The organism is Diaphorobacter sp. LI3 (genome assembly GCF_022807955.1).
In the GTDB taxonomy this organism is placed as follows: Bacteria; Pseudomonadota; Gammaproteobacteria; order Burkholderiales; family Burkholderiaceae_C; genus Diaphorobacter; species Diaphorobacter nitroreducens.
The window spans coordinates 2,155,787-2,167,974 of sequence record NZ_CP094346.1; the positions used below are offsets into that span (position 1 = coordinate 2,155,787).

Sequence of the window (12,188 nt, forward strand, 5' to 3'; positions counted from 1 at the left end):
CCTTGCAGCAAGCGCGCCCAGCTATCAACTTTGAAACCGGGGCCGCGCGGCGCGTGCGTCAGCCGAGTTCGCTGAAGCGCTTGAGCGGCGCCAGCGCCGGGAAGTCGCCCGCGCGCTTGGCCTGCATGGCGGAGACGGCCTCGCCCACGTGGCGGTTGCTCCAGATGGCGCCCTGTAGCCAGCCCATCTGGCGCAGGCTGTCGTGCACGCCGTGGTCGCGCGCATAGCGCACGGCCTGTTTGGTGCCCCAGACGGCCACCGGAGGCTTGGTGGCAATCTCGTTCGCGCAGGCCAGGGCGCCGGCCACCAGCGCTTCGTGCGAGTCGAACAGCTGCGTGACCAGTCCGCATTCCAGCGCGCGCTCGGCCGGCAGGCGGCGGCCGGTGTAGGCCAGCTCGTTCAGCAGGCCCAGCGGCATGAGCTTGGGCAGGCGCTGCAGGCTGCCCACGTCGGCCACCATGCCGATGTTGATCTCCTGGATGCAGAAGAAGGCATCGCGCGTGGCATAGCGGATGCAGGCGGCCGCCACCATGTCCAGTGCGCCACCGATGCAGCCGCCGTGGATGGCCGCGATCACGGGGATGCGCAGCTCTTCGATGCGCGTGAAGGTGGCCTGCATGTCCGTCAGCAGGTCGAACACGGCGGCGCGCCCCTCGGGGCTGCGGTCGTCCAGCGTGATCGCGCCGCCGAAGGTCTCCAGCGCCATACCCGCGCTGAAGTGCTTGCCCGTGCTGCTGATGACCAGCGCGCGCGCATCGCTGCCGCGGTGCAGGTCGGCCAGCACGGCGTCCAGCTCGCGCCAGAACTGCGGGTGCATGGTGTTCATGGCCTCGGGGCGGTTCAGCACCAGGTGGGCCACGTGGTCGGTGACGGTGAGGGTGAAGCAGGTGAGGGTGTTCATGGCGCGACTGTAGGAGTGGCCGGCGGGCCGGGGCGTCGCTTGCGCGACGGTGCGGCGGTCATCGGGCACAGAGCGAAATCGGCCTGCAGCGCTTGTAGGGCAAGCGCAGGCAGCTATTTGATGCATAGCAAAGAAGCGCCATCTCGCGCGGCGCCACCGGCAGGCGCCCCTCTGTCGCGGTCCAGCCGGTCTGGCGGCGAGGTATACACTTTGCCGCTGCGGCGCAGGCCGCATTTTTTGTTGGCTCCAAGCAAAGGAATCGCAGCCATGGGCGCGCAATGGAAGGCAAAGGGCAAGGCGCTGGTCGCCGATGCCAAGGGCAGGCTTTTTGGGAAGCTGGTCAAGGAAATCATCGTCGCCGCGCGCGCGGGGGCCGACCCGGCCGGCAATTCGCGCCTGCGCCTGGCCATCGAGGCGGCGCGCAAGGCGTCCATGCCCAAGGACACGCTGGAGCGTGCCATCAAGAAGGGTTCGGGCGTGGGGGGTGACGCGGTGAACTACGAGCGCGTGATCTACGAGGGCTTTGCCCCGCACCAGGTGCCGGTGATGGTGGAGTGCCTGACCGACAACGTGAACCGCACGGCGCCCGAGATGCGCGTGTGCTTTCGCAAGGGGCAGATGAGCGCCGTGGCCTGGGACTTCGACCACGTGGGCATGATCGAGGGCGAGCCCGAGCAAGCCGGCGCCGACGCGGAGTTGGCCGCCATCGAGGCCGGTGCCCAGGACTTCGAGCCCGGCGAGGAAGAGGGCCAGACCCTGTTCCTGACCGACCCTTCGGATCTGGACGCGGTGGCCAAGGCATTGCCGGGCTTCGGCTTCAAGGTGCTGTCGGTCAAGCTGGGCTACAAGGCCAAGAACCCGGTGAGCATGGCCAGCCTCTCGCCCGAGGCGCAGGAGGAAGTGCAGGCCTTCCTGGCGGGCATCGAGAACAACGACGACGTGCAGAACGTGTTCGTGGGGCTCGTGGACTGATGCACGCGATGCACCGTGCCGCCGAGGCCCCCGTCCACCCACGAAAAAGCCGCTGAACAGCCTAGCCGTTCTGTTAAAGTGTTGCTAAGAAAGCTGTAATGGCTCAAAATTCCGCCCTAGTCAACGACTAGGGCGTTTCTTTGTCCAAGGAAAAATCTCATCCAACTTCAGTAAAGCCGACTAAGTGGCCGCCTAGATTTCCGCCGGCCGCGGCGGGTATTCAAGTCAATCACTGCAAGAACCCCAAGTGCGGTAACTTCGGCGTACCGCCCAAGCTTGCGGTTGCCCGAGGCGGGGCCGGTACTCCAGCTTCTTCCGTTGGCCCAGGCGACTACACCGTGGTCGCTACCGGTAAGGACCAGCCGGCACTGAAGTGCCGCCTGTGCGAGGAAATCACCCCTATGCAGAGCAACTTGGCGATTGCCGAGGAGCTTATGCGCATGTCGGAGTACCTTGAACCAGTACTCCCGCAGTGTCCGAACGAGGCCTGCTCTCTATCGGAGGGGGCGCCATCCCTTGAGAATGTGACTCGCTTCGGCACCAACGCCCACGGAACTCCCCGGTTCAAGTGTGTCGGCTGCAAGAAGGCGTTCTCCTTCGGCGGCCGGTCAACCAAGCGCCAACGTCGCAGTCACTCCAATCGCGATATCTTGGTGCATCTGATGAACGCCATGCCGCTGCGGCGCATCATCAAGGTCCTCGATATCTCCCCCAGCCAGCTATACGACCGCATCGACTTCCTCTATGAGCAGGCCCAGATGTTCGCCGGCGAGCGTGAGCGAACCCTCATGGGACGCGACGACCTAGGCTCAAGATATCTGTCGGTTGACCGGCAAAAGCTGGTGGTGAACTGGCACTCTAAGAAGGTGCGAAAGAACACACTTTTGCTGTCCATTGCAACGGCCGACCAGGCTACGGGCTATGTGTTCGGGGTCAACGTCAACTTTGACCCTGCGCTGGACTCTGCTGACGTAGAGAAGGACATGGTTCGCTTTGGCGACCATGCACTTGCCAGAGCGTTTCGCCGCTACGCGAGAGTCTGGCTACCGGCTGATTGGAATGCTGCGGCTGAGAGGGCGGCGCCTCGCGGAGGTACCTCCCGAAAGCCTATGGAATCGGTCATCGAAGAGACGTACGACGCAGCCTTAGGTCGCCCCGATATAGAAGATGGTGAAGGCCCCGCGAACTCATCCCGTGCCCCCGTAAAGGGCATGCTGCTGCATGAGCAAGTGGTGATGTACGCCCACATCCAGCTTGTCACTCGACTGCTCTGCCGTGCCAAGAAGATTCGCTTCTTCACAGACCAGGAGTCGGGCATACGTGCGGCCATTCTGACGGCCGTGCCGAAAAGGGTTCTGGACCGGACGGCTGACGCTTTCTATGTCAAGGTGCTCAAAGATATGTCAGTGGACATGAAGCGCGCGCTGGTTGGTGCAACCAAGCGGCGTCTGGCGCGCTTAGCGGAGAAATACGGGGTAACCCCTGAGGCTGCAGAACTTCTGGCTGCCGAGGAAGAACTGGCGCGCATGGTTGCCATCGGCAAGTGGGGGGACCGCTGGTTCCGCCATCCCATATCGGAGATGCGTGAGCCTGAGAAATCCGTTTGCTGGCTGACCGATATCGACCCGGTCGAAACCGAACCGGACAAGCGTCGGCTCCAGCTTAGCCACCAGGCGCTACTGCACCTGAAAGCCACCCTTACCGCTGTCGACCGCTTCTTTATGCAGGTCCGGCGAGGCCTCACGCTGGCAGAACGCGCGGTGGCCAGCGCCAACACCGACCGACGTCTCTGGTTCGGGAAGAGCGCCTACAACCCCGAAGTCCTGGTGAAGGTGCTCGGCATCTTCCGGACGTACTTCAACTACTGCGAGGTTGGCCGGGACGGGAAAACGCCGGCAATGCGGCTGGGGCTGGCGCGCGGACCCATAGCGCCCGAAGACATCATCTATTTCACTCCCGAACCGCCCGAAAGACGCCGCGCGCCTGCCGCTCGGTCGCTCAAGCCCTCCGGCCCCGTGGCTCACGCAAGCGAGTCACTTGCCGCGTAGGACCCGTAGTTCGAGGTGAGCTTGGTCCGCAGTCAGGGAGCTCACTCGCACTTGGTAGACAGAGAGGGGGGCTCCCGATTCAGGCCCCGAGGACTCTTCCCATTCGGCTACACCCCCTTCACCCTCGCCGCTCACCGAGGAAAGGTACGGGCTCCGCCCTGTGCAGGCCAGCACTACTGCCGGGGCTAGGGTCATCCGCGGCAGAATACCGGTTGGTTTGACCCAATTTGTTACTTCAGCGCCTCTGATAAGGACACGACAAGGCTGGCTGCCATTGTCTCGCCAAGCCTCAACGCTCAGAGAGACAGTCCGATTGCCGTATGCCACGGGAGTGCTGCCCCTGAAGTCCGGAGCGGGCTCGTCGTTGCAGGCAGTGAGGAAGCTGGCGGCACACACGAGCGCGACGCCTAGGGAAAGGGGCTTGAAATTCAGCATGTCCCTTATAGCGACCAAAGAAACGAAGCCCCTCGTGCCGAAGCAGAGGGGCTTGAATCAAGGGCTTAGCAACACCTTAACGGAACGGCTAGGCTGAACAGCGGCTTTTTTTCATGGGCGCCTCGGTGCTTTGTTAGCGGCGCACCGTGCCGGCGTCCTGGCCGAAGAGAATCTTCTTGGCTGCCTCGTCCACCGTGGGCGCGGTATTGATGGCCTGTGCCAGCGCGTAGGCGCGGCCGGTGGCGGGCCGTGCCTGGATGCGCTCGAACCAGGCCCGCAGGTGCGGGAAATCCGCCAGGTCCTGGCGCTGCCTCTCATGCGGCACGATCCAGGGGTAGCAGGCCATGTCGGCAATGGAATAGTCCCCTGCGATGTAGTCGCGCCCGTCGGCCAGGTGCTTGTCCAGCACACCGTACAGGCGCGCGGTTTCCTTCACGTAGCGGTCAATGGCGTAGGGCACTGGCTCGGGCGCGTATTGCGTGAAGTGGTGGTTCTGCCCGGCCATGGGCCCCAGGCCGCCCATCTGCCAGAACAGCCATTGCAGCGCCTCGTTGCGCCCGCGCAGGTCCTGCGGGATGAACCGGCCGGTCTTGTCGGCCAGGTACAGCAGGATGGCGCCGGACTCGAACACCGACAGCGGCGCGCCGCCATCCGCGGGCGCCTGGTCCACGATGGCGGGGATGCGGTTGTTGGGCGCGATGCGCAGAAAGTCCGGCGCGAACTGCTCGCCCCGGCCGATGTTCACCGGGTGCACGCGGTAGGGCAGGCCGCTTTCTTCCAGGAAGAGGGTGATCTTGTGGCCGTTGGGCGTGGTCCAGTAATACAGGTCGATCATCGGATGCTCCTTAAATAATAGCTGTTAGCGCTTGATAGACGGGCGCTGGAGCTGAATTTGGCTTGGAACGCCTCAGCGCTTCCTGCCGCCGAAGATGCCGCCCAGCACGCCGCGCAGGATCTCCTTGCCCAGGCTGGTGCCCATGGTGCGTACGGCCGACTTGGCCATGGTCTGCACCAGGCCGTCGCGCTTGCCGCCGCGCGGCCCGGTGCTGCCGAACAGCACGTCGTTCAGGCCGCCCATGAGGCCGCTGTCGCCCTGTGCCGTGCCGTTGCCGGGGGCGCTGGGGGCGTTGCTGGCAGCCTGCTCGGCGCGGCCGCGCAGCTTCTCGTAGGCAGATTCGCGGTCCACGGCCTGCTCGTAGGTGCCCGCGACGAGCGATCCGCCGATGAGTGCGCGGCGTTGCACGTCGGCGATGGGGCCGATCTGGCTGCCGGGCGGCAGCACGTACACGCGCTCGGTTTCGCTGGGGCGGCCCTTGGCGTCGAGGAAGCTCACCAGCGCCTCGCCCACGGCCAGCTCGGTGATGGCGGCCTCGATGTCCAGGCCCGCCTTGGGGCGCATGGTGGTGGCCGTGGCCTTCACGGCCTTCTGGTCGCGCGGGGTGAAGGCGCGCAGCGCGTGCTGCACGCGGTTGCCCAGCTGGGCCAGCACGCTGTCGGGGATGTCCAGCGGGTTCTGGGTGACGAAATACACGCCGACCCCCTTAGAACGCACCAAGCGCACCACCAGTTCAATACGCTCCACGAGCACCTTGGGCGCCTCGTTGAACAGCAGGTGGGCCTCGTCGAAGAAGAACACCAGCTTGGGCTTTTCGGGGTCGCCGATCTCGGGCAGTTGTTCGAACAGCTCCGACAGCATCCACAGGAGGAACGTGGCGTACAGGCGCGGCGAATTCATGAGCTTGTCGGCCGCCAGGATGTTGACCACGCCGCGCCCGTCCACGGTCTGCATGAAGTCCTGGATGTTGAGCATGGGCTCGCCAAAGAATTGGTCGCCGCCCTGCGTCTCGATCTGCAGCAGCCCGCGCTGGATGGCGCCAACGCTGGCCGTGGAGATGTTCCCGTACTCGGTGGTGAAGTCCTTGGCGTTGTCGCCCACGTAGGTGAGCATGGCGCGCAGGTCCTTCAGGTCCAGCAGCAGCAGGCCGTTGTCGTCCGCGATCTTGAACACCAGGTTCAGCACGCCCAGCTGGGTTTCGTTCAGGTTCAGCATGCGCCCCAGCAAGAGCGGCCCCATGTCCGAGATGGTGGCGCGCACGGGGTGGCCCTGCGTGCCGAACACGTCCCACAGCGTGGTGGGGCAGGCCGTGGGCTCGGGCGCGGCCAAGCCGCGGTCGGCCAGCGTCTTGCCCAGCTTCTCGCCAATGCTGCCCTTCTGGCTGATGCCGGTGAGATCGCCCTTCACGTCGGCCATGAACACCGGCACGCCGATGCGCGAGAACTGCTCGGCCAGCGTCTGCAGCGTCACGGTCTTGCCGGTGCCGGTGGCGCCGGTGATCAGGCCGTGCCGGTTGGCCAGGCCCGGCAGCAGGTGGCATTGCGTGGAATCACGCTGTGCAATCAGGAGAGGTTCGGACATGGCGGTAGTGATGGGGTGAGTCAAAAGTAAAATCGCGGCCGCAAGATTAAATCAATCAAAGGACGCTGCAGTGGCAGGACACAGTAAATGGGCCAACATCCAGCACCGCAAGGGGCGCCAGGATGAAAAGCGCGGAAAGATCTGGACCCGCATCATTCGTGAAATCACCGTCGCGGCGCGCACGGGTGGCGGCGACCCCTCGGCCAACCCGCGTCTGCGCCTGGCCATCGACAAGGCCAAGGCCGCCAACATGCCGGCCGACCGCATCAAGTACAACATCGACAAGGCCTCGGGCACGCTGGAAGGCGTGAGCTACGAGGAAATCCGCTACGAGGGCTACGGCATCGGCGGCGCCGCGATCATCGTGGACACCATGACCGACAACCGCGTGCGCACCGTGGCTGAAGTGCGCCACGCCTTCAGCAAGTACGGCGGCAACATGGGCACGGAAGGCTCCGTGGCCTTTCAGTTCAAGAACGTGGGCCAGATCATCTTCGCCCCCGGCACCAGCGAGGACAAGGTCATGGAAGTGGCCCTGGAGGCGGGCGCCGAGGACGTGATCACCGATGATGAGGGCGCCATCGAGGTGCTGACCGCGCCCGGCGATTTCGAGGCGGTGCGCGATGCGCTGGGGGCTGCGGGCCTTCAGCCGGAGGTGGCCGAGGTCACCATGCGCCCCGAGAACACCATCGCCCTGGAGGGCGACGATGTCGCGCGCATGCAAAAGCTCCTGGACATGATCGAAGACCTCGACGATGTGCAAGAGGTCTACCACAACGCAGAGCTCTAGCAGGCCGTTGAAAAAGTGCTTTTCGAACGCATCAGGGACGCTGAGTGCGAAGACACGAGCTGCCCAGACGCGTCTGCGCAGCGATTGCAACGGCCCATCTGGCCGGTTTGCAGGCCCTCCCGCCCATTTCGGGCGCACGTATCCCTGGGCTCACGCATGATGCGCGTCCCACCAGCCGCCGATGCTGCCCATTCGCACAAGGTTGTAGGTGGCAAAGCACAGCAGCGCCTGGCCCGTGAGCTTGGCCTGACCGATCAGCTTGGTCTTTGCCAGACCACCGACGGTCTTGATCCAGCCAAAGGCCTCTTCGATGCGCTTGCGCACCTTCAGGCTGGTCTTGTAGCCCTCGTGCCGTGTCACTCGCGCATCCACCGCCGAGTGTTTGTCCTTGGCCGCCACGTGGGGCGTGACTTTGAGCTTTCTGCAGCCTTTGATGAAGGCCTTGCTGTCGTAGCCCTTGTCGGCACCGACCGTGGCCCGTTTGTTCCTGTTGCCCCGACGCTCCAACATGGCCAGCGCCGCCTCGCGCTCGGCCGTGCCGCTGGCGTGGGTGATCTCGACATCCACGATCAGCCCGTTGCGGTTCTCCATGAGGATGTGCCCCATGTGGCACAGGCGGGATTTGTCGCCCTGGCTCTTCTTGAACAGCCGGGCATCGGCGTCCGTGGTGCTCTCGTGGGTGTCGTTGCAGCGCTCCTGCCCCTTGAAGTCCACCTCGGGGTTGCGCCCAGGCGGCGTGCCGCTGTCGTCGTCTTTGCGCTTGAAGCTCTTGTGCGAGGCCCAGGCGTCAATGAGCGTGCCGTCCACGCTGAAGTGCTCGTCGCTGGCGAGCTTGCCCCACTGGGCACTGAGCTTGACGCGCTCGAAGAAGGCGCGGGCGAGGTCTTCGTTGAACAGACGTTCGCGGTTGGCGCTGAAAGTGGAGTGGTCCCAGACCTTGTCTTCGATGTTCAGGCCCACGAACCAGCGGTACAGCAGGTTGTAGTTGATCGCTTCGACCAACTGGCGCTCGCTGCGGATGGAGAACAGGATCTGCAGCAGCAAGGCCTTGAGCAGCATCTCCGGTGGCACCGATGGGCGGCCACGGCGGGCGTACACCGCTTCGAACTCGCGGTTCATGGTTGCCAGCAGCGCATCAACCACCGCGCGCAACTTGCGCAGCGGGTGTGCCTGCGGCACGCGCTCTTCAAGGCTGATGTAGCTGAACATCGCCCCCTGGAAATCTTGACTGCCTCTCATCGTCCTCGTCTGGGTCGTTCACCGATGGCTTCAGATCGTAGCGGCCAACGCGGGCGTCGGCGGGGGATTTTTCAACGGCCTGCTAGGAACTTGAGCACCGACACCCTATGAAAATCCTAGTCATTGGCGGCGGCGGCCGGGAACACGCACTGGCCTGGAAGCTGAGCCAGTCCCCCAAGACCTCCAAGGTGTACGTGGCGCCCGGCAACGGCGGCACGGCGCTGTCGCCAAAGTATGAGAACGTGCCCATCAGCGACGTGACGGCCCTGCGCGAGTGGGCGCAGGCGCAGAAGATCGCGCTCACCGTGGTCGGCCCCGAGGCACCGCTGGCCGCTGGCGTGGTGGACGAGTTCCGTACCCACGGCCTGCGCATCTTCGGCCCCACGCAGGCTGCCGCGCAACTGGAAAGCTCCAAGGCCTTCTCCAAGGCTTTCATGAAGCGCCACGGCATCCCCACGGCCGAGTACGAGACCTTCACCGACCCGCAGGCCGCGCATGCCTACGTGAACCGTCTGGGCGCACCCATCGTCATCAAGGCCGACGGCCTGGCGGCGGGCAAGGGCGTAGTGGTAGCCATGACGCTGCAGGAGGCCCACGACGCCGTGGACTTCATGCTGGTGGACAACAAGTACGGCGTCGCCCACAACGAAGGCGGCGCCCGCGTGGTGATCGAGCAATTCCTCGAAGGTGAGGAAGCCTCGTTCATCGTGCTGTGCGACGGCAAGAACGTCCTGGCGCTGGCCACCAGCCAGGACCACAAGCGCCTGAAGGATGGCGACCAAGGCCCCAACACCGGTGGCATGGGCGCGTATTCGCCTGCGCCGGTGGTCACGGCCGATGTGCATGCGCGCGCCATGCGCGAGGTGATCATGCCCACCATCCGTGGCATGGAAAAAGACGGCATCCCCTACACGGGCTTTCTGTATGCCGGCCTGATGATCGACGCGACGGGCCATCCCAAAACGCTGGAGTTCAACTGCCGCATGGGCGACCCCGAGACACAGCCCATCCTCATGCGCCTCAAGAGCGACCTGGTGGAGGTGCTGGGGGCGGCCGTGGACGGCAAGCTCGACCAGGTGGAACTGCAATGGGATCGCCGCACGGCGTTGGGCGTGGTGATGGCTGCCCAGGGCTACCCCGAGAACCCGCGCAAGGGCGATGCCATCACCGGCCTGCCGCAGGACGCGGACGACGCCATGGTCTTCCACGCCGGCACACAGCTCGTGGATGGCGTGGTGCGTACCAGTGGCGGGCGCGTGCTGTGCGTGACGGCGCTGGCCGACAGCGTCAAGCAGGCACAGCAGCGTGTGTACGACGTGGCGCGCGGCATTCACTTCGACGGCGCGCAGTACCGCCACGACATTGGCCACCGCGCGGTGAAGGCCAACGGATGACCACACAAAAACCCACCTTCACCACGGCGGACACCGTGGCCCGCGTGCGCGGCTATCTAGAGGGCCTGCAGGCGCGCATCACCAGCGCGCTGGAGGACATCGAGGGGCCGCAAAGCCAGGGCGGGGCGCGCTTTCGGTCCGATGCCTGGCGGCGCGAAAGCGGCTCTGCACTGCAGGGCGACGGCATCACGCGCATCCTGGAAGGTGGGCGTGTCTTCGAGCGCGCGGGCTGCGGCTTCTCGCATGTGAGCGGGCCGCGCCTGCCGCCCTCGGCCACGCAGCACCGGCCGGAGCTGGCGGGTGCGCCGTTCGAGGCCATGGGCGTGTCGCTGGTGTTTCACCCGCGCAACCCCTATGTGCCCACGGTGCACATGAACGTGCGCATGATCGCAGCCGGCACAGGTGCGGCCGGCACAGGTGCGGCAGGTCAGGCAGGCCAGGACCCCATCTGCTGGTTCGGCGGCGGCATGGACCTCACGCCGTACTACGGTTTCGACGAGGATGCGGTGCACTTTCACCGTGCCTGCCGCGATGCGCTCGCGCCCTTCGGCGAAGGCCTGTACCCGCGCTTCAAGACCTGGTGCGACGAGTACTTCTACCTTAAACACCGCAATGAGCAGCGCGGCGTGGGCGGCATCTTCTTTGACGACTTCGCGGAGCTGGGCTTCGAGCAGAGCCTGGCCATGACGCAGAGCGTGGGCGATGCCTTCCTGGGCGCTTACCTGCCCATCGTGCAGCGGCGCATGCACATGGACCATGGCGAGCGCGAACGCGAGTTCCAGCTCTACCGGCGTGGCCGCTATGTGGAGTTCAACCTGGTGTGGGACCGCGGCACGCACTTCGGCCTGCAGTCGGGCGGGCGCACGGAATCCATCCTGCTGTCCATGCCGCCGCTGGCGGCCTGGTCCTACCAGCGCGAGCCGCAGCCGGGTTCGCCCGAGGCGCTGTTGACCGAGCGCTTTCTGCAGCGCCGCGACTGGATCTGAGGGGGTGAGCGCGGGTAACTATAATTTCAATAGCTGCCTGCGCTTGATCATCAAGCGCCAGACCCGTTTTTGATATCTGAAACATGCCCTGACAACCGCTCCGCGCCCCCCTTGGCCGTGGCGGTGCTTGCAGGCTATATTGATTCCATTCCTTCACTGAAGACCACCTGATGACCACTTCCAGCAAATCGGAAACCGCCGCCAAGAAAGACGTCACCAAGCTCCAGCGCGCCATCGTCGATGGCCTGGAAGACGTCAAGGCGCAAGACATCCAGGTCTTCAACACCGAGCATCTCTCGCCGCTGTTCGAGCGCGTGGTCGTCGCCACCGGCAGCTCCAACCGCCAGACCAAGGCGCTGGCGGCCAGCGTGCGCGACGCCGTGCGCAAGGCCGGGTTCCCCAAGCCGCGCAGCGAGGGCGAGGACAACGGCGAATGGATCATCGTGGACTGCGGCCAGGCCGTGGTGCATGTCATGCAGCCCGCCATCCGCCAGTACTACCGGCTGGAGGAGATCTGGGGCGAGAAGCCCGTGCGCCTGAAGCTGGGCGCTGCCAAGCCGCGCAAGATCATGGCCTCGGAAGGCGACGACGAGGCGCCCGCGCGCAAGCCGGCTGCCAAGAAGGCAGCAGCCAAGCCCGCCACGAAGTCCGCAGCTGGCCAGAAGCCGGCCAAGGCGGCAGCTCCCGCCGCGGCCAAACCGGCAGCGAAATCCGCAGTGAAGCCCGCATCCAAGCCCGCTGGCAAGCTCGCGAGCAAGGCACAGAAGGCACCGGTCAAGGCCGCATCCAAACCCGCAGTGAAGAAGACCACGGCAAAGCCCGTGGCGGCGAAGAAGCCAGCCATCAAGAACGCGGTGAAGACCGTCGTGGTGAACAAGCCTGTGGCCAAGAAGGCACCCGCCAAGGCCGCCGCTACCACCACGGCACGCAAGCCGGTCGCCAAATCCACCGGCAAGGCTGTCGCGAAGAAGGCCCCCGCACGCAAGAAGGCCTGAGCCTTGCCCTGA

Annotated in this window: 10 protein-coding genes; 6 read left to right on the plus strand and 4 right to left on the minus strand. The window is 65.1% G+C overall.

Features of this window, described 5'->3' with window-relative positions; all coding sequences use genetic code 11:
* Nucleotides 1-58: 58 nt before the first annotated feature.
* On the minus strand, nt 59-901 hold the full coding sequence (locus MRB47_RS09990; RefSeq protein WP_252100594.1) for an enoyl-CoA hydratase-related protein: 843 nt from the start codon (nt 899-901) through the stop codon (nt 59-61).
* 267 nt (nt 902-1,168) lie between these two features.
* On the opposite strand from MRB47_RS09990, the gene MRB47_RS09995 reads away from it, so the two are divergent.
* Complete coding sequence (locus MRB47_RS09995) at nt 1,169-1,873, plus strand: YebC/PmpR family DNA-binding transcriptional regulator (protein WP_015913245.1); 705 nt, start codon at nt 1,169-1,171, stop codon at nt 1,871-1,873.
* Between the two features lie 140 nt (nt 1,874-2,013).
* Complete coding sequence (locus MRB47_RS10000; protein WP_252100595.1) at nt 2,014-3,921, plus strand: hypothetical protein; 1,908 nt, start codon at nt 2,014-2,016, stop codon at nt 3,919-3,921.
* Between the two features lie 568 nt (nt 3,922-4,489).
* Here the strand turns inward: MRB47_RS10000 and MRB47_RS10005 are convergent.
* Both MRB47_RS10005 and MRB47_RS10010 read right to left on the minus strand, forming a co-directional pair.
* Complete coding sequence (locus MRB47_RS10005; protein ID WP_252100596.1) at nt 4,490-5,191, minus strand: glutathione binding-like protein; 702 nt, start codon at nt 5,189-5,191, stop codon at nt 4,490-4,492.
* A gap of 72 nt (nt 5,192-5,263) precedes the next feature.
* Entirely contained in the window at nt 5,264-6,772 is a 1,509-nt protein-coding gene (locus MRB47_RS10010) for a helicase HerA-like domain-containing protein (RefSeq protein ID WP_252100597.1), read from the minus strand.
* A gap of 70 nt (nt 6,773-6,842) precedes the next feature.
* Here MRB47_RS10010 and MRB47_RS10015 point away from each other — a divergent pair, with 70 nt between their 5' ends.
* Nucleotides 6,843-7,562, plus strand: coding sequence for a YebC/PmpR family DNA-binding transcriptional regulator (locus MRB47_RS10015; protein WP_011805149.1), 720 nt, complete (start codon nt 6,843-6,845; stop codon nt 7,560-7,562).
* A gap of 150 nt (nt 7,563-7,712) precedes the next feature.
* On the opposite strand, the gene MRB47_RS10020 is transcribed toward MRB47_RS10015, so the two are convergent.
* A complete protein-coding gene (locus MRB47_RS10020) occupies nt 7,713-8,801 on the minus strand; it encodes an IS5-like element ISDisp1 family transposase (RefSeq protein WP_011803559.1) in 1,089 nt (362 codons plus the stop codon).
* Nucleotides 8,802-8,908: 107 nt separating this feature from the next.
* Between MRB47_RS10020 and purD the strand changes: the two genes are divergently transcribed.
* The 3 genes from purD (at nt 8,909) to rsfS (ending at nt 12,176) form a co-directional block, all read left to right on the plus strand.
* The gene (gene purD, locus MRB47_RS10025; RefSeq protein ID WP_252100598.1) at nt 8,909-10,195 is read left to right on the plus strand and encodes a phosphoribosylamine--glycine ligase; all 1,287 of its coding nucleotides are present in this window, start codon (nt 8,909-8,911) and stop codon (nt 10,193-10,195) included.
* A complete protein-coding gene (gene hemF / locus MRB47_RS10030; protein ID WP_252100599.1) occupies nt 10,192-11,181 on the plus strand; it encodes an oxygen-dependent coproporphyrinogen oxidase in 990 nt (329 codons plus the stop codon). The genes purD and hemF overlap by 4 nt, the downstream gene beginning before the upstream one ends.
* A 170-nt stretch (nt 11,182-11,351) precedes the next feature.
* Nucleotides 11,352-12,176 carry a ribosome silencing factor gene (rsfS, locus tag MRB47_RS10035; RefSeq protein ID WP_252100600.1) on the plus strand — a complete coding sequence of 275 codons (825 nt, stop codon included), beginning with the start codon at nt 11,352-11,354 and terminating at the stop codon, nt 12,174-12,176.
* Nucleotides 12,177-12,188: the final 12 nt, after the last annotated feature.

Coding starts and splice junctions, on each gene's coding strand:
- MRB47_RS09990 (WP_252100594.1), bottom strand. CDS start 901: ATGAACACCCTCACCTGCTTCACCCTCACCGTCACCGACCACGTGGCC.
- MRB47_RS09995 (WP_015913245.1), top strand. CDS start 1,169: ATGGGCGCGCAATGGAAGGCAAAGGGCAAGGCGCTGGTCGCCGATGCC.
- MRB47_RS10005 (WP_252100596.1), bottom strand. CDS start 5,191: ATGATCGACCTGTATTACTGGACCACGCCCAACGGCCACAAGATCACC.
- MRB47_RS10010 (WP_252100597.1), bottom strand. CDS start 6,772: ATGTCCGAACCTCTCCTGATTGCACAGCGTGATTCCACGCAATGCCAC.
- MRB47_RS10020 (WP_011803559.1), bottom strand. CDS start 8,801: ATGAGAGGCAGTCAAGATTTCCAGGGGGCGATGTTCAGCTACATCAGC.
- purD (WP_252100598.1), top strand. CDS start 8,909: ATGAAAATCCTAGTCATTGGCGGCGGCGGCCGGGAACACGCACTGGCC.
- hemF (WP_252100599.1), top strand. CDS start 10,192: ATGACCACACAAAAACCCACCTTCACCACGGCGGACACCGTGGCCCGC.
- rsfS (WP_252100600.1), top strand. CDS start 11,352: ATGACCACTTCCAGCAAATCGGAAACCGCCGCCAAGAAAGACGTCACC.